Below are 20,490 nucleotides of genomic sequence, written 5' to 3'. Positions count from 1 at the left end.
TTTATGTAATAAAACCTAATGTGTCAGTCTGAGCTTGTCGAAGACTATTTGTTTTCTATACACTTCGACAAGCTCAGTGTGACATAGAAACATTGTTTACTACTATACGGTACTAAATTAGTCAACTTCTTCTAATGTTATTTTTTTATAATGATATGTTAGCATAATCTCTGTACCCTTACCTTTTTCTGAATGAAGGCCAACTTCTGCATTTATTAACTTTCCTCTATTTTGCATATTGCACAATCCAATGCCTTTTCTCGAGGTAAGATCTTTGATATTAAACCCTACACCATCATCTTTTGCGTTAATGACTATTTTATGTCTGTCATATTTAACATTCACAGTTAATTTTGAAGCCTTAGAATGTTTGATTGTATTACTAAAAAATTCTTGTAAGATTCTAAAAATAATAATCTCTGCTTTGTCATCTAATGCTCTTACTTCGGTGTTGGTGCTTAAAGTGGCTTCAATAAATTGTAATCGATTAAAACGTTCCACTTCTAAGGCAATTGCTTCTGTAAGACTCAAACTCTTAATTGCATCTGGATTAATTAACTTTGATAATGCTCTTAGTTCTGTTAGACTTTTAGTAATGGTTTCTGTAACTTCTGGAAGCCTTTCTGGATCCCCTTGCGCAACATCAACCTGTATTTTGGCGAGCGTAAGTAATTGACCAATATTATCGTGTAATTCCCAACTAATATTGCGCAGCGTTTCTTCTCGTATTTCAATTTGTGTTTCGGCTATGGCACGCTCAAATTTTTTCTCTGCCTCTTTTTGTTGAAGCAAAAGACTATTCTTCCTTCTTTGGAACACCAAAAAAAGTGTAACCATTAGTATTACTAATATAATAAGTACGATGGTTGCTATTAATATTGCTGTTTCTTGTCGCTCCATATAAATCCTATGATAAAACAGGTATTCATGATTACTGTTAAGGTGATATTAACTAAAAACAAAACCGTGGCATCGGTTAGTTCTTGATAATAGTTGCGTAGGATTCTAAAAGGAAGGTTACCTACAAAATACATCAGTAATCCTACGCTGATCCAAATGAGAAGGTTCTTTTTGGCATTAAGAACCTTCTCTGAATTTAATATTTCAAAAAAGTAAAGTAGAATGGTAATGACTAAAAATAAAGCTCCTAATATGTACGGAAATCTTTGATACTCTGACAGGTAGTTTTCAAAAAAGCCATTTATAACAAAAGAACTTAGATAAATAATACTGAAGTAAAGTGCTAACTTCTTATTTTTCTCATTTTTAAAATAATATCGATATAATAATAAGAAGAAAGTGAAATTTACTGCATTATAAATGTTATAAATGATTGCATTAACACCAGAATCAAGTTTTATATATAGTCCGACAAGCTCATTAGTCGCCACATACCAAATGAAAAATATGAAATACCTCAAAAACTTAGCGTCTTTATATTTGTAAAAGAATATAGTTCCTACGATTGCAGTAAAAACTTCAAAACCAATACAAATTTTTATTAAGGTATTTATAAATTCATTACTTAGACTCATTAGCTTTATTATTTGCCCATTGGAGGTGTTCCTGCTACTTCATCGGCTATCAAACTATTTTCTTCTATCTCTTGAGTATTATTGCTAAAATTTAAAAAACTAGCTTTTTGGTACGATTTGCCTTTTTTATCAGTGGCTCTGCTATCAAAATCTAGCTTTTCTCTTAGCAATTGAACTCCATAGTTATTATCCAGAGTGTATCCTAGTTGTTCGGTATTACCTGCTGCATCTTTTACCTCTTTGGTAGGAGCAATAAAAATGGTTTGTCGTTTTGCGTATTTCTTATCTTTTTCTCCGCGTAAATAATCATCAGGATATAATGCAAAATAGAACCTAAGTCCAGTAGGTTTTACCTTTGCTTTTCGAGATTGTTTTTTTACATATGCGAGATAGTTGTTTAAATCATCAAGATCATAAAATAAAGATCTTGTGGCTTTAAAATCATTGTCCTCTCCATCTGTACCAACAACTTCATTGATTAATTCTTCTCTTTTATCATATAGATGATAAATGTCTTTAGCAAAATCAGATTGAATAATATTATCTGGTCTTTTATCATTTATAGAACCCAGTTGCTCCTTTAGTGCTCTGTTTTCTTTTTCTAACGTTTCAATCTTTTTTTTGCATTTTTTTAATTCTGCATTGCTAGATTGATCTCCTTCTTTACATGATGTAATTAGCACTAATGCTAACGCAACCATTACAGACTTTTTGATAGGGTTAGTTTGTTGTTTCATTTTTGATATAGGTTTATTAAGATATTTGTGTGATTTCGACGATGGTCGAAGTGATTGTTAGCAAAACTCAACTTTTGTTGAGTTTTAAGAATTAAAAATACCATTTTATATAGTTTAAAAAAATTAGCAATTGGTGTAATTACATCAGAACGTGCTTAAGGCGCTGATAAACAGCATTTTAAACATATAGGTTTTACTTTAGCTTACTTTTATAAAAAGGGGGAAACACCCCTTTTGTAAAAAGGGAAACAACTGTGAGATCTCTATGATGAGTTTTATACCTATATAAATAGGTGTTTCATAAAAGACTAGATGCTAACCATAACTCTTACTGGGATTAAATAATTTGTAGTTACTATAATTGGTTCAAAGTTTTGCGTATAAGCGGTGATTTTCTCTATATGTAGCACTAAATATTTCGAAGTAGAAGGCGAAATTTTTTCGACCCTGAAAATCATATTTTTAATGTATGCCGTCAAAATTAGAATACTTTGTAAAAACAATTTTTTGCATTTAATAAAGTGTTAAATCCTTCTCTTTCCGAAAACGTTTTTCGTTATCAATGTGTTAAAAAACATAAGAAATGTTGACTAGGTTTCCTTCCTTTCATTACTTCATTACAGCTTTTAAAGCAAGACCTAAACTTTTCGAAAAGTAGTCAACAACAAATATTATAACCAAAATCAAACAATTACTAATTAAAACCGTTTAAAACCACTTAAAAAATGAGAAAATATATTTATTTCCTAGTTTGTCTGATCTCTTTTTCCTGTACTACAGATAATGACTTATTAGAAGACCAAAGTATCGAGAATCATGAAATTACAGTAGATCAATCCATCAAAAGTTCGAATCCAGTTGATTTAGTTAAATCTTTTTCATCCTATAGTTATTATAGAGGGTTTGATACATATGTTAGAAGGTTTACTGTAAAGGTTGCTAATCTAGCTTTTGAAAAAAAAGTAAGTGTCTACCATCAAAAAGTAGATGGTAACTGGGAAGAAATCCCAATGTCATATAATTATAGCATTGGCACAGACGAAATATGGACCTTGGATTATCAAAATACAGGAAGTCGTATTTATGACGATGAATTTGTAATTAGATATGAAGTAAATGGGAATGTCTATTGGGATAATAACAATGGAATTAATTATAGTATGTCTAGGCATGAAGGTGCATTTTTTGCTATTGAAGATTTAAATGTAAGCGCAGATGATAATTATAGTGCTTTGTTCCCGAGATATGGAACAGATCAAAGTCAATTTAATGTGGTAGTGGATGTAAGAAATATAGCGCCAGATAAAGACGTATCTGTAGTATATACATACGATGGATGGCAGACTAAATTCAACTTCTCATTGGACTATAATCCATATTGGTATAGTGGATATCAACAAGCGATTGTAAGCCCTAATGTGAATAATCTTGAGCGTTGGTCGGGATATGTATATGATGTTCCCGCAGATATTACTGAAATAGTATATGCAGTAGTATATAAAGTAAATGGAGAAACATATTGGGATAATAATTATGGAAAAAACTATACAGTTCGTAAACCATAAAAATTCATAAGTTTTAACTCTTAAAAAAGAGTTGAAGTTTCAAAAACCCGACAGATTTTACAATAGCAATAGGTTAGAATCTGTCGGGTAAATGATAGTATTATAATATGCATTCCATTTTAATATTACTTCGTTGATATGGTGAATTTTCTTCAAGATCAATTTCTACAAAACCATATTTTCTATAAATATGGATGGCGTTTTCAAGTATTGTATTAGAGTAAAGAATAAGACTAGACCAATGTTGTTCTCTTGCAAAATTTAGACAGAAAGTCATTAATTGCTGACCAATACGAAGTCCTTGATATTTTGGAGAAACGGCCATTTTTCCGAGTTCATAAACTCCTTTTCGTACGTTGATCAGAGAGAATGTCCCTGCAATTTCTTCTCCAGATTTTGCAAAGAAAATGTAACCGCCTTTATTGATGATTGTTTCTTCACATCGTTCTAATAGATCGACGTCATGAGGTTCTACAACAAAGTACTTTTCTAACCATGCTACATTAAGGTCTGCAAAATTCTTTGCGTATTTAGGGTCAAATGGTATAATCGTAATGTTTTGTGTTGTTTCCATTTGGTATTATTTTAGGTTTTCTAATATTCTTTGACTTAGTGCTTTTTCTTTTAGTTGGTTTTCGAAATGGGTTAGATGACGTGTAAGGCTATTAGAGCTTCCTTCTGTTAGCCATTTTACATGTGTGTCAATCACGGACCATACAGGAACCAATTGCAAATGTGTTTCTTTTCCTTTTTGAGATAATCTAAAAAGCTTCTTTCTTTTATCTGTTTTGTCTATCCGAAATTTGATCAATCCTTTGGTGAGTAATTTTTTTATGGCTTGCGTAATAGCGGGTTGTGTGTATTGTAGTTGTTCTTGTATTGTAGAAGTGGTAGTGTTGTTTTGATCAGCTATAATTTTAAAGATAGGAAAGAGGTACGGATCAAAATCAATACCTAATGTATTGTATATAACTTGAGTTTCTTTCATCAAATATTCACTTAATCTATTTAGCCTGGATCCTAGACCTAATTCTCCAAGTTGTTGTAATGTATATTTCATAAGTATTTATATAAGCGCTTATGTAAATATATTAAAAAATTTTATTTTAAGGAAATAGACAACAATATTGAATTGTTATCGATCTCTCTAATCTTATAAATTGCTTGGTGGAGGCGGACAAATCTTAAATACATATTCTTCAGGTAACTTATCCGCAAGTCCACTTTGGTAAAAATAGAAAATAGAATTCCACCAACTCATCAATGATTTTTTTTCTGTTAAGAGAAAGGAGGTAGACTTCTTCACTTCGAGATTATTGGTGACATCAAAGGAAACAATTGCAACAAAATAATAATAACTGTATTTGTCTTTATTAGCAATTGCAAAAAAATTATAAGAGAAAGAATTTTTTTTGTTTGATGGCATTATTAGATCCCCATAAGCAATAAACCTGTCTGAATGTAGACTATCTCTATATTGCGCCAATTTTTCATAACGCCAAGTATTTTGTGGAGGTTTTTGGCCCTTAAAGTATTCAATTTTTCCATTTTTTAAAGAAGAGATAAATTTTATCCCATCTTTTTTGATTTTTTTAAGGATTTTGGGGTTGTCTTTTAATAAGTCAGTATTCCACTCTTTTCCTTTTTGCGCATAGTTAGAGGTGTATAATAATAATGCGATTATATAAAATAATATCTTTACATTTCTAAGCATAAAACCAATTACTTCTCTAATCCTTTTTTTAGAACGTCCTGAATTCCCGATAGATGCTCGCTAAATTGCATCATTTGTGCTAATACTTGTGCCATTTCATTTTTATCTCCGAAACCTTTTAATTTATTATTCTTTACAAAAGTGTCCTTGATTGTTTCCCAACGAGTAGTTTCTGTTTTCGAAATAGTGTTGGTCAATTCTTTGTATTTAAGAAGGTTTGCCTCGGCAGCACTTGTAAGTGTTTGCGACTCATTTTCATAGTGAGATAGAAGTAAGGTCTCTAATTCTGTCGAATTCATAATCGGAACCACTTTAGCAACCAATTTACTCATATCACGATAAGACCCTTGTAATTTAAATGACGGTTCTGTACGATAAGAATCTTCCATAGCAGCGGATTGTATGTATGTAGCATTTACTTGCATTACTGTATTACGTATGATCACTACTTTTTCTAATACTGCAAGATAATCCTGAATTTCTTGCTTCGTATGATTACCTTTTAGTTCGACACCTTCTTGAGTACCAGTTTCTACCATCTCTATCAATCCATAGATATCTTCAAAATACTTACTACTTAATTGATGTAGTACAGGATTAGAAGTCAATGCATTTTCAATCAAACTCAGCTTAAACAAGTCTGCTGTATCACCAATGATATCTCCCAGATTATAAATATCCGCTCTGTTGGCTAACATATCAGGAATCTGAAATTTTTCACCACTTTCTGTATATGGGTTCCCTGCCATAATCACGCAGAATTTTTTACTACGTAAATCATAGGTTTTGGGTTTTCCGTTATAGATACCCTCAATCTTACGAGTGCCATCTGCTAACGAAATAAATTTCTGTAAAAACTCTGGATTACAATGTTGAATATCATCCAGGTATAACATTACATTATTACCCATTTCGAAAGCTAGATTCAGTTTTTTGAGCTCTTCTCTGGCGGCAGCATTATTTGCAGCCATAGGATCTACTGAAGTAACTTCGTGACCAATTGCTGGACCATTAATTTTCATAAACACCAAGCCTAAACGATTGGCCATATATTCCATCAACGTTGTTTTACCATATCCTGGAGGCGAAATTAGTAGTAGCATCCCCATTCTATCTGTTCGTTTATTGTCTCCAACACTTCCTAATTGCTTAGATAAATTATCTCCAAACAGTGGTAGATATACCTGATCAATTAATTTGTTACGAACAAAAGAAGATAATACTCTTGGCTTAAACTCTTGTAACTTCAGATCTTCTTTTAAGGTTTCAGTTACCATATGTTTTGCTTCACGATATGCTTCAAAAGCAGGAACCTCTTTAGCGGCAAACTCAGATAATGTTGAAACAAAATGATGATAATTAAATTCTAAATTTCCTTCAATGATTTCTGAATGACTGCCTTTTAGTCCTTCTATGGTTTGTGAAGGATTGACATGTATTACTTCTGAAACAGATTCTTTTTTAAACAACACAATACATACAATCTCATGTGCATATGCTATATGCAAAGGGTGATAAGCATTTAGAAAAGAAGTAACCCATTGTATCGCTAAGCGTACTACGTCTTTGAGGTGATCAATATTTTGTAAATCAATAGATTTTTTGAATTTACTTAATACCTTCTTCTTTTTTAATTCTGAAATAAAAGCTTCGTGTAATTCATGAGCTGTTTGACTAATACAAAATGTATCATCGGTTTGTAGTTCTGCGAAAAGATAGTTCGATATTTGTCTCGATACGTTTAGCGTGATATCAGTAGGATTAGTCTCGTGCTTATTCTGCTGAAGTCTTTTTTCTTCAGATAATGCTATTATAATTTCAGAGTTTGAAACTTCCTTTTCTAAATCAGAAAGTACAGTTTGATACGCAGTAGTGTCTGGAAATGTTTCTAACACTTGACCAGAAGCTTTAATGGCAGCGTTCCAATAGGATTTCTTTTCAGGATTTAAACTTTGCCAAAAGTATTGAGCATAAGATCTCGATGCTGAGCTATAGCGTAATAATCCAAGATCATGATCTTTGTGTATTAATACTTTTAAGATTTTGGCTGCATCTACATCATGAACTCCCTTTATATATCCTTCTGCATAATTTTTACTACTTTCAGATTTCACTAGGTCTAATAACTCACTTTCTCCTAGGTGTAGTAAATTCTCTTTTTTGTTACCAAATAATTTATATGCTAAATACGCAGCACGATATACCAGATTGTTTTCAGAGATTAATTCCTGATCCCAGTATTTTTTTGATTGTAGTAGAACTTCATTTTCAATTTCCTGATAAAAATCGGTTCCTGTAAGATGGTATTGTAATGTATGATCTTTGTATACAATTGTAAGATCCAGCGGTTGCTTATTTACACCAAACTTATGTTTTCCAAGTTTTATAATATTCTCTCCATCTTCATATAGATCTTGTTTATCCTTTAGCTTGCGTGTAGCATCCTCTTTAGCGACTTTTAACGCGGTTTCTATAGTCTCTGCTTTACCAGCATCATCCAAGTCCATCAAGTCATTTATGATGTCTCTAAGTTTATTGATCATTAGATCTGATGCAAAATATCCATTGATATCTGCTACAGCATCAAAACTCAAGGCTTTTTTAGTGACACCTTTTAATATTCGTTTTGCAGCATTTTCTAGAGCGACAGCCTTTTTGTTTCTGGTTTCAATTAAACTGTTTTTTCTTGCTTCAAACGCATTGTAGACTTCTTCACGTTTTTCAATGATTTGTGAAATGAATTCTTCGAAATCGGCAAAACGCCCTTCTAAATCTTCTAATTGAACAGATACTTTATTTAGTAGTTCATCTGTTTTTTCGGGAGTATGGGCAATATCAAGGTAGTTGATAATGCTTTGATCTACTAATTTTAATTGCGCTGCAAACTCTGCAGTAGCTTCTTTACTGCCTAAGGATTTAATTTTATTTTTGATACCAGCTTTCAACTGATTAATCGTAGCAAAAATTAAAGAGATATCATCAATAATTTTGGTAGAATGAGAAGTATCTTCAATCTGAAGATTAGAAACAATGTCGATTAACATTTCTAAATCTTTAGCAATTTGATTGACTTCATCTTCTAGTGTTTTTGCTTCAATTACTTTCTTAATAGTATCAAGTTCTTCTTGTTTTTCGCCTACACGATTATGATAGGGAAGAAGCGCTTTGTCATCTAACAGAAATTGAACACATTGTTGAGAGATTTTGTCCGTTTGGGTTGCTATTTCAGTTTCGAGATCGGTAATAAATTGAGTGTCTACATATCTAATGTCATGCAAACCAATAACTTCGCCACGCAATGTTCTTAATTGAGATAAAACCTGTACAAAGTCATCAATAGAGCGAAAAGAACTACTTTTTATTTTTCCAAAAATAGCTTCTGCCTTATCCTTGGTATCTTTAGTAATATTCGTAGCATTTCTGCGAAGCTGTACTACTTTTTCGAATTCATCGATAGCAGCATTGGCAGCATTATTAATTTCGCCTAAAGGAATGTCTAACCTACAAGTATCTTCTTCTCGTATCCAATAATAACTGTCCACAATGTCATTAGAAGACGCTGCCAGATCATCGTATAATCCATCATAATTATCCTCTTTGTTAAGTAGTGTTATGAGTGCGTGACATTCGGCCATTGCTTTTACAATGTCTTTATTTCCGATTTTATATAATAACGTATCCGTGTATTCTGATGGAATTTCATTTCCAGTTAGAAAAGGTGTTTGCCAAATCTGAATAACATGATGTTTTGTTTGTTCATCCTCTGTTTTGAAATAACACAATTCTCCTTGTTCTAAAATGGTAAATCCATTACAAATAATTGGTGTTTTTACTTCTTGCTCAATAACATTGTAAGACATCAAAGTATAGAGTCCTTTTTCACTTTCATAAAAGACGTACAAGAAATCTTCTCCATTAGGAGAACTTATTTTTTCTTGAAACTTTACATCAGAAATCTCATTACTGAATAGTTTTACTTCTCCAGATTGCAAATAATATCCATTAGGATAGATGATCCCTTGATCATCTGGTAGTAATACACAAGCATCTTTTATGCATTCGATTTTTTTGACTTCCTGAACCTTGTGATTGTATACAAAGTAACGCGGAGATTCTTGAAAAGGTTTTATCTCTAACGCGATTAGATTCCCTAGATCCGCATATCGATATTGGCCATCATCCAAGGTTTGATCAACCTGTGCCACCGTTTCATTATAAATTCCTTTCCCATCATCGGTATTATCCTCGATTTTGATAGTTAGATCACCTCCTACAGTTTCTACAAAAACTTTGTCTAGTATAGATATATGTGGATGTGTTCCATAACGATGCATGTCACGTGTGACTTCTATCCAATCAAAATCGTATTGTTTGGGAAACTTAAACTCGTGTTCACTACGGTTATCAACATAGGTAAGCGCACCTTCATTAATTAACCATTTAAAGGTTTTAATGTCAGAAACACTTTCACTTAGCTGAAATACCATATGCAGGTAATTTCCAACTATGGCAAATTTAGAAAAGATGGTATTGCGATAGTATTTATAGAGATTGGTAAAGTCATCTATAAATATGGGGTCACTAATTAAATCAAGTTTTTTATTGGCAAAATGATCTTCAGTGTATGTATATATACTAAATACATCTTCTAGTTTTATTTCTGTTCGTAACCCAAAGTGAACATTATATCCAAAAAGACAAAAATTACCTATAGTTACGATATCTCTTGCGATACAGTTGTTTTCTGTATTTATTCGATTATTGGCAATGAGCTTCGTTTCTACACTACCAAAAACCTCTTTTCTAGCATCATTTAATTGAGTAAGACGGTTTTGGAGTTCGTTCTTTTGTTTTTGCAAACGATTTTGAATGATCTCGTAGGTTCCTCCGTCTAGCTGTATGTTATTCGTGTTGGTTTCTTCCATAGTTATTTGCAATCGAATATCTTATCCGTTTCATAGTGATTTCAGCGAACTCAGTCTGACAATTAATTTTTAGTTGTTAGTTCTGATGTCAGTCTGAGCTTGTCGAAGACTCTCTAATGTTGTCAATGTCGTTCCCAAACTGAGTATAATTTTTAGAATACTCAATTAATTTGCACCAGTTTTCTTCAATAAGTGCGGTTTTCTTCCTTCTACTCCAACCTTTTAATTTTTTTTCAATTTTAATTGCTTCATTTGCATTAGTAAAAGTTTCAAACCACTTCAAATTTACAGGTCTTCTTTTCAGATTATTAGTAATTCCTATGTAAAAGGAATTGTCTTTGCATTGAACTATGTATACATAATATAATTTCATTATTTCGTTTTCATAAGGACTTCGACAAGCTCAGTCTGACAATTAAGGTTTTTAATTTAAATTATTGTAGCCTCAGTTTGTTTTTTTGATTTTCTGCCCACAATTCTTCAGGGTTTTCTATATATGTTTCTACTTTGCCGCAAGAACAACAAACATTTGCCTTAATAGTATATCTTTTAGCTCCTTTAAAAAGGAAAGCTTTTGGTTTTTTATAAGTTTCAAGAGAAAGATCAAATTTTGCATTTCCTTCACCTAAATCAGTGACTCTAACTCCAGATACTATTTTATCAGATTTACAATTAGTGCATATAGTGTTCATATTTGTAGTTTTTTTAATACGTATAATATTTATGGCCTTTGTTTATACCATATCATAATTATTTGGTTTTTTCAATCTTAGAATTTGTAGGGTTCTTAGTGTCATATGTTATAGTAACGGAGTCTCCTACCTTACCTGTTGTTGCAAAATACAAGTCATGTTCATGTCTTGAAATCTCTTGTGTTTGTATAAATTCTTTAGTATTTACGATGTATTTATATTTGATATGTATGTTCTCTACTGTGGGAGATAATTCATTATCATATTTGTTGGTTGTTATTTTTTCTATAACTGCTTTTGTGAGTTCACCATTTTTGATAAGGTTTTCTCTCTTGGTATATGTGTTATATGCCAAAGCTCCGATACATAACAATAAAACTGCGATTAATCCTATAAATTTTTTATTCATTTTGTAGTGGTTATATTATGTTAAGATTGAAAAAGGTACTCAACTTATATCAGAATCATTTTACATTTGTGATAATGTTGCCCATACGATTAGAACAAATAGAAATAGACTTATGATAGCAACAAGGATATTTCGTTTTTTTGCACTCTTTTGTTGTTGCTTCATTTTTTGTCTAATCTCTATCAACGTTTCTTCTGAAACTGCTTCTATTTTGATACCTTGACTTTCATTATCAGATGTTCCGCTGATATGACTAAACGCTTCTTTTTTAGTTCTTCGATTATTATTCTTCATCGAAATGTTCATTCCCGAAATTGCACTCATAAGCTTTCCGTTTATAATTTGTATTTCAATGATCTTTTAGAATAACAACCAAGCTGCTATTATGATACCAATCGCAATAACTACCAAACCTTTAATTGTACTCATTCGATTTTGTTTCTTAATTTTAGTTCGAATTTCTTCTAAAATTTCTTCAGAAACAGGCTCTGTTTTGATGCCTTGACTTTCTTTATCAGAACTAGTCCAACTATCATATGCATCTCTTTTATTTCTTCTACTATTATTTTTCAAGGAAGTAATCATTCCTTGAGCTCCTCCGAATCCCATATTAAACCGTATTAAAAAGTTAAACAAATCCCATCTGGTCAATCACTCACTACCCCAAAGAGAGTTCAGGACTATCTGGGATTGACTTTTATGGGTCTAAAAATGTATTTATGATTGTATTCATAAAGTATTGTGGAGTATTATCATTACTATCTTTTGAAGAACTTAAGAAGTATTCTCCTCCTTTGGTAAGGAGGAGAGTTTCTGTCTTTCTGTTTTTTCTGGAAAGACAGAAGTAAGCTACTACTTCAATTTCTTATCTGATAATCCTAATCCTTTGGCTAGATTAAAAAGATTGCTAAACAGATTGTTCTCTTCTTCATTAGCTGATTTCTGTTTTAGATCCATCAAAATATTGGCGATTGTCAAATTCTTGATATCTTCTGAAGAGACTCCATATTTAGTTGCAAATTCTTTTACTTTTTCTAAAAGATTACCTTTTACATCATCACTACCTAAGATTGCATCTTTTACATCCTGGATATTATCAGAATGTTGAACCAATCTGTCGATACCTTTGGCTTTGGTGATCTGACCAACGATTTGATCAAAGAACATTGTTTCTCCACCAACAATATCAATATTAGCTGCTTTTAATGCTTCACCAATTACTTCTGCCTGTGCATCTGCAATTTCCTTTTGGATATTGATCTGAGCTAAGTCAACTTGTAATTCTTTATCTAATCGTAGTTTAAACTCTTCGTGCTCTTTACCAACACCGTCTAGCTTTTTCATAGCTTCAGCTTTCTCTTCGATTCCGGCAGCATCAGCTAATGCTTTTTCTTTAATTACTTCCGCTTCAGCTAAGCCTTCTTCTTTAATAGCCTCTGCTTTTGCAAGAATACCAGCTGCTTCCGCTTTGGCTTTCTTCTCTATAATAGTTGCTTCAACCAATCCTTGACGTTCATTGGCATCTGCTTTTGCATGCATTACTTGAGCTTCAGACATACCGATAGTTGCTTCTTCTTTTGCTTTTGCTTCGGCTAATGTCTTACGAGCTTCTGCTTCTTTTTCACTTGCCTCTTTCTGTGCTTGTGCTTCGATATTAATTTCTTCGGCTTGTTGTTTAGCAGCTTCTTTTTGTGCTTCAGCTGCTTTGATTGTAGAAATCAATGCTTCTTCTGCATTTGCTTCTGCAATTGTAATTTTTACTTGTTTCTCACGATCAGCAGTTTTAAAAGCTTCGATGTCTTTCATGTTTTCTTGCTCTTCTACCACTCCTTTTTCTAACATTACTCGATCTCTAATTACATCCTGAATGTTTTTCTTCTCAACCTCTACTACTTTCTCTTTTTCTATTTGGGCTAATGTTACAATACGTTCACGTTCTGTAGCTTCAAGCATTCTATCTTTTTCTACTCTTTCGGTTTCTACCGCATCAGTACGTTGTTTGTTTTTCTCTGCAACAATAATCTGGCGCTGCATATTTTCTTCAGCTACTTTGACTTTTTCTTCTGTAGATATACGAGCAGACTCGGATTTTAAGCGTTCTTCTTCTGATACTTTTAATATTTCAGCTTCTTCACGAGCTTTAATATTTGCGATCTCTCTTCTTTGTTGTTCTTCTTTTTCAGCTAACTGCTTATCTAATTCCAGAATTGCTTCACGTGCTTCTACATCTTGTTTGCGAATTACTTTTTCCTCATCTCGTTTGATAAGGTTAGATTTTACATTTTGGGCAGCAGTTAATTCTGTAATCTTTTTAATTCCTTCTGCATCAAGAATATTATCAGCATTCATAACGCTTAATGATGTTTGCTCTAAATCATCAATCGCACAATCATCCAGAATGTATCCATTAAGATCTGTACCAATGATATTTACAATCTCATCTCTAAATTCACGTCTAGCTTCATATAGTTCTACGAATTCGAATTTTTTCCCCACGGTTTTTAACGCTTCCGAGAATTTAGCATCAAATAAATTACGTAGAACCTCAATTTCTGAAGCTCTTGCACAACCTATAGTTTGTGCGACATTAATAATATCAGCTTTTGATTTATTTACACGTACAAAGAATGCTACTTTGATATCTGCTCGAATATTATCTTTACAGATAAGGCCATTTACACCGCTTCTTTCGATTTCAAGTTTTTTTACGGAAATGTCCATTATTTCCATTTTATGAAGTACTGGAACTACTAATCCAGCATTGAAATAGACCTTTGTTCCACCTGCACCAGTTCGTACCAAAACTTTCCCCTGGATAATTTTTTTGTACATTGATATTATCCATACAATCAATCCAAAGGCAACTATTACTATAGCTACCAAGACTATTAATGATGATTTCTCTAACATATTAATTTAAATTTTTTGTTGGTTATTATGATTGAAATTTTTCTATTAAGTAATATTTTTTGTCTTTAGATTCATTAACGATCAAAGCTTCTTCTCCAGAAGTAATAGATGCTCCTTTGAATCCTTTTGCTTGAACTCTTATAGGGTCACCTTTTACCATTACTTCTATTTGACCTAATTTTTCACCAGATACTGGAGATTTCACGATACACCTTCGTCCAAGAAAGTCAATTTCTTCTTCGCCTTTATGATCTATCATTCGATACAATTTTGCAATAGGTTTGGTTAGAAGTTTAGTAATGAAAAGACTTATAATTAAATTTGGAATCAACATTAGAAACCCTAACCAGTTAGATTGCCAACCAAAAGTATGTGTTATGTTTATTGAAATAAACCAGATCGAAAAAAATAAGATGGTTAACATGAACATTAGTGGTAATTCATCAAAATTGAAATACCTTAAAAATTGTACACCAACACTTTCTGATTGAACTTCTGTATTTAGGTTTTTTTGTGGTAAATCTACATCTGGATTGTAATTATCAACATCCGCGTCCATATCCACATCTAAATCTATATCGGTTGAAGCGTCAAATTCTACATCAAAAAAATCTAAATCCAGACCAGTTAGAATGGTTAGAATCCAATATAATATTAGCGCAATACACATTATGGAGAAAAATGCGTTAACTGGCGAAAAGGCTATGTCTACTAATTCCTTCAAAGTTGTAGTTGTTTAGTTAGTTAATTTGTCGTTTAATTATCCCTTTTTTCAAAGTCTTCAGTTTCTTTGATTCTGATTCTCCTAAATATCAAATAGACAAGGAGAATCAGTATTATTATCCAGAACAGTGCTATAAATAATATTTCCATAATGATGTTATTTAAATTTCACTGCTGTTCCGTATGCAAGTATCTCTGATGCACCTTGCATAACCATTGATGTCGTAAGTCGCACATTTATTACCCCATCAGCACCTAAATTTTGTGCATCACGCACCATTCTTTGCATGGCTTGTTCTCGGGATTGCGCTTGTAGCTTGGTGTACTCCTCGATTTCACCTCCTACAATATTTTTTAATCCAGCAAATACATCTCTACCAATATTTCTGGCTCTAACGGTACTGCCTCTTGCAATTCCTAAAATTTGGGTAATCTCTTTATTGGGTACTGTCTCTGTTGTTGAAATTATCATGGCTATTAGTTTTATATGTTATACGTAAACTGAATAGACCAAAAGTGTTTAGTTTTTACTTATTTCTTTTTGTCATTCAATCCTAATTGTTCTTTTAATTTTGCTAAATCATCTTCGGCTGTTGTTTCTGTAGCATCAGCAGCTTTGTCTAGCTCATCATCAATCGATTTAGAAGCATTTGCAATATCTCCATAAGCTTCTGCTAAGGCTTCTTCTTGATTTACTTTGTCTTTCATTCGCTCTAACATAGAAACTGTACTAGAGCTATCGATTTCTGCCATTTGCTTATTTACATTTTTTGTAGCAGCAGATACTTTTACACGAGCTTTCAGGGTTTTTAATTCGTTTTCCCATTTGCTAATATTCTGTTTGATCTCTTGTACATTTTTTTCAAGTTGAGAGACAGAATTATCAAATTTTTCTGTTTCACCTTTACCACGTGTTACATGTTGTAAGGATTCTTCTTTTTTGATTAAAGCTTCTTTTGCAAGACGATCTGCTTCTGCAGTTTCAAGATCACCGCTTTGTGCTTTTTTAAGTATAAGCATTGCTTTTTGTTGGTAATCCTCTGCTTTGGCAGCAAACTCTTCAGTGTCGTTTTTAGATCTAATCGCTAACGCTTTTACTTGCGCTAATGCTTCAAGACTTTTCTCGAGATCAATTTTCATGTCACGAATCCCTTGCTCTGTCATTTTTATAGGATCCTCCATTTTATCGATAGCAGAATGTGCTTCAGCTTCACCTATTTTAAATAGTCTTTTGAAAAAGTTCATAGTATTAATATTTTGAAAAATTTATAATTTGTTGCGAGTATTCACTCAATAATAGACCTAATGAATTTAATGTTCCTTCCAATTCGTTGAGATCCAAATTTTCTAATTGTAGCGTATCTCTAAAGATTACTTTCTCTCCAGTTTCGTCTAGAACAAATGCTCCGTGAACGATATCTCTGTTTTTTTGAAGTAAACTGCGATATACAATTTCATTTTTGTTTTTGATATTGAATATGTGCTGTTCTATAATCAAAATTGGTAATGCTACACCAAGAATAAGGTTTTTAATTCCTTCATTTTCTTTACTGATCATTATAATTCCATCTCTTTCATTTTCATGAACTATATTAAAATTAAGCTTCAGTAAATAATCTTTCACCAGTTGGAAGTGATCTTGCATGTGATGGTTGTTTTTTGATTGATAATTAGTAATTTATTTCTAGTTGCTGACACTATATCAATATTACAAAAAGTAAGATAACTTTTCTATTATATCGACGGCTAAATTAGCAAGATATTGTACGATGACTATCATGGGTATGTTGTTTTTATAAGTTAATGAATTAGTTGTTTGCTAAAATTTTTAGTAATGTCTCTAGTTTTGCCCAAAACCAGTATACCTTATAAAAGTATTTCTACTAAAATTAGCATTATTGAAATATATTAGCTAATATTGTTAGTGTAAATGTACAATAAATTTTTATAATTGCAAATAAAATTAGCAAAAATGTCATTTTTTGGAAAAAATATTAAAAAAATTAGAAGTGTTAAAAGTTTAAGTCAACAAGCATTTGCAGAGCTTTTTGACCTGAAAAGAGGGACTTTGGGGGCTTATGAGGAAGGTAGAAGTGAACCAAAAATAGATACGATCATAAAAATAGCTAATTATTTTAGCATTGAAATTGACAAGCTATTAACAGGTGATCTTACCGTAAATGAACTTTTAAAATTTAAAGGAGATCTTACTACTTATGCAGAAGATGTCAAACGTGAACAATTTGCATTGATTCCATGTATTACAGAAAGTACTTCTCATGAATATATATCTTTATATGATAAGGAGAATTTTGTAAAAGAACTTCCTACGGTGCAATTGCCAGTCAATCCTTCAAAAGAGTTTAGAGCCTATACAGTCTTAAATTTAGAAATGACCAATCACGATCAGGGATTTTATCCAAAAGATATCGTTGTTGGAGAGAAAGTTCCTAATGATGTAATTAAAAAACTAAACAACGGAACGCTTGTAATTGTCTTAACAGATACTAAATTGATTTTTAGAAGACTTTATATTACTAATAATAATGTAGTCCTAAGAGCTGATCATAAAAATATTGAAGATGACGAATATCCGATTTCGAAAATTAAGGAAATGTGGAGAGTTCGTTATGTGTTTTGTAAACGTATCCCAGAATTTGCGGATGGTATGGAAGGTAAATTACAAATGATCGAACAAGAGTTGCTTAAAATGAAAGAAAAGATGAGGTAACTTTTATGGTATAAGAAATGGTTAAAAGAGGAGCAATTGCTCCTCTTTTTTGTTTTTAAATCTTAAAGTAAATTGATACCCATTAAACTGTTTTTTGACCCATTTGGGCAGAATCTACTTTATAATAGGATAATACGAATCTACATTTGTTTCATCATCAATCAAGAAACGAAAAGTTATGGAATTCAAAAAAATACTTGTATGTATTCTGCTTATAGCAATAAAAACGATGAGTGCACAGAACTCAATTACAGGGAATGTTACAGATCAAAATCAGGAATCTTTGGTTTTTGCTAATGTTATTCTTTATCAAGAGAAAACAGATACTGCAATTTCTGCAATGGCAACCAGTGAAAAAGGAGCTTACTTTTTCGAAAACATTGGAGCAGGCAGTTATCGAATTGAAGTGTCAATGTTAGGGTATGATACTAAAACTTCAGAAGCTTTTAGTTTGAGTAATGAAGGGAAAGAGTTAACTATAAATTTTGTATTACAATCAGAACAATTAGATGAAGTATTAATTACTTATAAAAAACCAATTATTAAGCAGACTGCAGAAAAATTAATTGTCGATATCGAAAAGTCAGAAATGATTAATACGAATTTACAAGATGTAATGAAAAAGGTTCCAGGAGTTATTGTGACTAATGGGAATTTAAGTTATGGAGGTCAAGGAAATATTAGAATTCTGATTAATGGAAAAACAACAGATTATATGGATGTTTCTTCTCTACTAAGAGAGATGCCAGCGGATAATATAGCAAGAGTAGAACTGATTCAGCAGCCTGGAGCAGAGTATGATGCAGAAGGTTCGGGTCCTATTATAAATATCATTCTGAAAAAAAATGTAAAATTAGGAACTCACGGAAATATTAAAGCTACTACTGGTTATGTAGAGGATTTTGTATACGGTACTAGTGCTTCTATAGCAAGCTATAAAAATAAGTTGAATTGGCAAGCTAGCGCAGGATATATGAAGTCATCTTGGAGAGAAGATTTAATTATATCCAGACAAGTACTTGATGAAACATATAATCAAACTTCAATTTCTCCATTTGATCCCGAAACATTTAGAATAAGTGCAGGTTTGGATTATTACTTAAATGATAAAAATACTCTTGGAGTAAACGCAAATAGAATTCAGTCAATTTCTGATCGTATTACCGAAAATAGTACAATCATTATCGATGATGTGTCTGAGACAGAATTGTTGACAGATAATAGTTTTGATAGAGATCGAGTGACCTATACGATAAACCCTTATTATGAATATGATGATCAAAAAAATAAAATAACTCTGGATTTTAATTATATAGATTATTCATTTGATAATGAAAACAATTTATTTAAGGTAGAACAGAGTATTGTAGATTATGATAATCAACGATATTTTCAGAATGCAGATTATGAAATTTTTACTTATAAAGGCGATTATAAACGTACACAGAATGATAATTTTAGTTGGGGTTTTGGAACTAAGTATTCAATGATAAACTCTGATAGTGATTTACAAGCATTTGTAGAGAATGATCAAGGCGAGTTTGTGAATAATGTAAATCAAAGTAATAGATTTTTAATTGATGAAAATATTTTGGCAATTTACTCAAAGTTTAACGCTAAGTATAATAAATGGTCTTTCTCTGGAGGGTTACGTTGGGAAGAAAGTAATACCGAAGGAACATCAGTTACACAGAATGAAACAAGAACGAGAACTATTTCTAAGTTTTTTCCTAGTGCCAGTCTTGGTAGAGAAATTACAGAAAAAATTGGAATAAATTTGGCATATAGCTACAGAATACAACGACCATCATATAGTTCTTTAAACTCATTTGTATATTATTATGACCCTTTTACATTCGAAGAAGGAAATCCGAACCTAAAACCAGCTTTTACAAATAGCTATCGTCTTAACCTTACTTATGAAGATCAACCATTTTTTAGTGTAAGTTATGGAAGAACAACAGATGCACTTTTCGAAATTATAACACAAAATGATGCATCCGCAGAAACATCTCGTTCTGTTATTAATCTAGCTGAAAACAACAATATTAGTGCTAGTTTATTTGGTCCCTTGGATTTTATAAAAGGGTTGGATGGTTATACAGGAGTTATTGTAAATTACAATGAATATCGATCAGAAAGATTAACTCCAGCTTTAGATTTGTCACAATGGAGTTTAACCTGGTTTACGAGTGCAGAGTATAAGCTGCCTTGGGGAATAAATTCTGAAATTTCAGGGTATTATAGTACTGGCGGATTAGAAGGGCAAATCGAGTATGAATGGATAGCTGGTATTGACGTTTCGCTTAGTAAGAAATTTTTAAGTGATCGATTAAAAGTAAGTATAGAGTTTGAGGAAATTCTGAATAGAAAATTCTATGGAACTATTAATTATGATAATGTAAATGCTTCAATTGTGAATGACTGGTCAAGGCAAAATGTGTTCTTACAGTTAAACTATAGTTTTGGCTCTAAGTTTAATAAAAATAAGAAAAGAGGTAATGTTTCTGAAGAAGAACAGGATAGAATTGATGATAAAAACTAGAATT

General features: G+C 32.0%; 21 protein-coding genes and 1 pseudogene. 4 read left to right on the top strand and 18 right to left on the bottom strand.

Translation table 11 applies throughout. From position 1 onward, the window contains the following. Window positions 1-117 precede the first annotated feature (117 nt). From QBK95_RS07415 to QBK95_RS07405, 3 genes are read right to left on the bottom strand one after another with little or no spacing between them, the layout of a single operon-like run. Entirely contained in the window at window positions 118-900 is a 783-nt protein-coding gene (locus tag QBK95_RS07415; protein WP_280932130.1) for a sensor histidine kinase, read from the bottom strand. Beyond that, window positions 873-1,535, bottom strand: a complete 663-nt coding sequence (locus tag QBK95_RS07410) for a hypothetical protein (protein WP_280932128.1) — start codon at window positions 1,533-1,535, stop codon at window positions 873-875. The genes QBK95_RS07415 and QBK95_RS07410 overlap by 28 nt, the downstream gene beginning before the upstream one ends. Before the next feature lie 8 nt (window positions 1,536-1,543). Next, window positions 1,544-2,272 carry a hypothetical protein gene (locus tag QBK95_RS07405; protein ID WP_280932126.1) on the bottom strand — a complete coding sequence of 243 codons (729 nt, stop codon included), beginning with the start codon at window positions 2,270-2,272 and terminating at the stop codon, window positions 1,544-1,546. Between the two features lie 725 nt (window positions 2,273-2,997). Here QBK95_RS07405 and QBK95_RS07400 point away from each other — a divergent pair. Beyond that, window positions 2,998-3,837: a carbohydrate-binding protein gene (locus tag QBK95_RS07400; RefSeq protein WP_280932124.1), complete on the top strand. Its 840-nt coding sequence runs from the start codon at window positions 2,998-3,000 to the stop codon at window positions 3,835-3,837. Between the two features lie 100 nt (window positions 3,838-3,937). On the opposite strand, the gene QBK95_RS07395 is transcribed toward QBK95_RS07400, so the two are convergent. The 10 genes and pseudogenes from QBK95_RS07395 to QBK95_RS07355 form a co-directional block, all read right to left on the bottom strand. Further along, window positions 3,938-4,411, bottom strand: a complete 474-nt coding sequence (locus QBK95_RS07395) for a GNAT family N-acetyltransferase (RefSeq protein ID WP_280932123.1) — start codon at window positions 4,409-4,411, stop codon at window positions 3,938-3,940. A gap of 6 nt (window positions 4,412-4,417) precedes the next feature. Beyond that, the gene (locus QBK95_RS07390) at window positions 4,418-4,897 is read right to left on the bottom strand and encodes a MarR family winged helix-turn-helix transcriptional regulator (protein ID WP_280932122.1); all 480 of its coding nucleotides are present in this window, start codon (window positions 4,895-4,897) and stop codon (window positions 4,418-4,420) included. Between the two features lie 93 nt (window positions 4,898-4,990). Then, window positions 4,991-5,551, bottom strand: a complete 561-nt coding sequence (locus QBK95_RS07385; RefSeq protein ID WP_280932119.1) for a hypothetical protein — start codon at window positions 5,549-5,551, stop codon at window positions 4,991-4,993. Between the two features lie 8 nt (window positions 5,552-5,559). After that, the gene (locus QBK95_RS07380; protein ID WP_280932118.1) at window positions 5,560-10,476 is read right to left on the bottom strand and encodes a DNA repair ATPase; all 4,917 of its coding nucleotides are present in this window, start codon (window positions 10,474-10,476) and stop codon (window positions 5,560-5,562) included. A gap of 88 nt (window positions 10,477-10,564) precedes the next feature. Beyond that, entirely contained in the window at window positions 10,565-10,759 is a 195-nt protein-coding gene (locus tag QBK95_RS07375; protein WP_348637328.1) for a hypothetical protein, read from the bottom strand. 18 nt (window positions 10,760-10,777) lie between these two features. Beyond that, window positions 10,778-10,849: pseudogene (locus QBK95_RS22900) on the bottom strand (GIY-YIG nuclease family protein); the annotation flags it as partial. 61 nt (window positions 10,850-10,910) lie between these two features. Beyond that, the gene (locus QBK95_RS07370; RefSeq protein WP_280932113.1) at window positions 10,911-11,168 is read right to left on the bottom strand and encodes a hypothetical protein; all 258 of its coding nucleotides are present in this window, start codon (window positions 11,166-11,168) and stop codon (window positions 10,911-10,913) included. 58 nt (window positions 11,169-11,226) lie between these two features. Then, window positions 11,227-11,577, bottom strand: coding sequence for a DUF3592 domain-containing protein (locus QBK95_RS07365; protein WP_280932111.1), 351 nt, complete (start codon window positions 11,575-11,577; stop codon window positions 11,227-11,229). Window positions 11,578-11,637: 60 nt separating this feature from the next. Then, the gene (locus tag QBK95_RS07360; protein ID WP_280932109.1) at window positions 11,638-11,901 is read right to left on the bottom strand and encodes a hypothetical protein; all 264 of its coding nucleotides are present in this window, start codon (window positions 11,899-11,901) and stop codon (window positions 11,638-11,640) included. A gap of 36 nt (window positions 11,902-11,937) precedes the next feature. Next, the gene (locus QBK95_RS07355) at window positions 11,938-12,186 is read right to left on the bottom strand and encodes a hypothetical protein (RefSeq protein WP_280932107.1); all 249 of its coding nucleotides are present in this window, start codon (window positions 12,184-12,186) and stop codon (window positions 11,938-11,940) included. A gap of 110 nt (window positions 12,187-12,296) precedes the next feature. Here QBK95_RS07355 and QBK95_RS07350 point away from each other — a divergent pair, with 110 nt between their 5' ends. Then, window positions 12,297-12,425 carry a hypothetical protein gene (locus QBK95_RS07350; protein WP_280932105.1) on the top strand — a complete coding sequence of 43 codons (129 nt, stop codon included), beginning with the start codon at window positions 12,297-12,299 and terminating at the stop codon, window positions 12,423-12,425. 4 nt (window positions 12,426-12,429) lie between these two features. On the opposite strand, the gene QBK95_RS07345 is transcribed toward QBK95_RS07350, so the two are convergent. The 5 genes from QBK95_RS07345 to QBK95_RS07325 all read right to left on the bottom strand — a co-directional run bounded on the left by QBK95_RS07345 (window position 12,430) and on the right by QBK95_RS07325 (window position 16,855). After that, window positions 12,430-14,487 (bottom strand): flotillin family protein, encoded by a 2,058-nt coding sequence (locus tag QBK95_RS07345; protein ID WP_280932103.1) that lies wholly within the window; start codon window positions 14,485-14,487, stop codon window positions 12,430-12,432. Window positions 14,488-14,512: 25 nt separating this feature from the next. After that, entirely contained in the window at window positions 14,513-15,211 is a 699-nt protein-coding gene (locus QBK95_RS07340) for an OB-fold-containig protein (RefSeq protein ID WP_280932101.1), read from the bottom strand. 156 nt (window positions 15,212-15,367) lie between these two features. Further along, window positions 15,368-15,682 (bottom strand): YbjQ family protein, encoded by a 315-nt coding sequence (locus QBK95_RS07335; RefSeq protein ID WP_280932099.1) that lies wholly within the window; start codon window positions 15,680-15,682, stop codon window positions 15,368-15,370. 59 nt (window positions 15,683-15,741) lie between these two features. After that, complete coding sequence (locus QBK95_RS07330) at window positions 15,742-16,455, bottom strand: PspA/IM30 family protein (RefSeq protein WP_280932098.1); 714 nt, start codon at window positions 16,453-16,455, stop codon at window positions 15,742-15,744. Window positions 16,456-16,459: 4 nt separating this feature from the next. After that, on the bottom strand, window positions 16,460-16,855 hold the full coding sequence (locus QBK95_RS07325) for a CesT family type III secretion system chaperone (RefSeq protein WP_280932095.1): 396 nt from the start codon (window positions 16,853-16,855) through the stop codon (window positions 16,460-16,462). A gap of 327 nt (window positions 16,856-17,182) precedes the next feature. On the opposite strand from QBK95_RS07325, the gene QBK95_RS07320 reads away from it, so the two are divergent. Next, complete coding sequence (locus tag QBK95_RS07320) at window positions 17,183-17,941, top strand: helix-turn-helix domain-containing protein (protein ID WP_280932093.1); 759 nt, start codon at window positions 17,183-17,185, stop codon at window positions 17,939-17,941. A gap of 229 nt (window positions 17,942-18,170) precedes the next feature. Then, entirely contained in the window at window positions 18,171-20,486 is a 2,316-nt protein-coding gene (locus QBK95_RS07315; protein WP_280932092.1) for an outer membrane beta-barrel protein, read from the top strand. The last annotated feature ends 4 nt before the right edge of the window (window positions 20,487-20,490 follow it).

It is taken from the genome of Aquimarina mycalae (genome assembly GCF_029906345.1).
In the GTDB taxonomy this organism is placed as follows: Bacteria; Bacteroidota; Bacteroidia; order Flavobacteriales; family Flavobacteriaceae; genus Aquimarina.
This window is presented reverse-complemented; position numbering and strand designations above follow the sequence as displayed.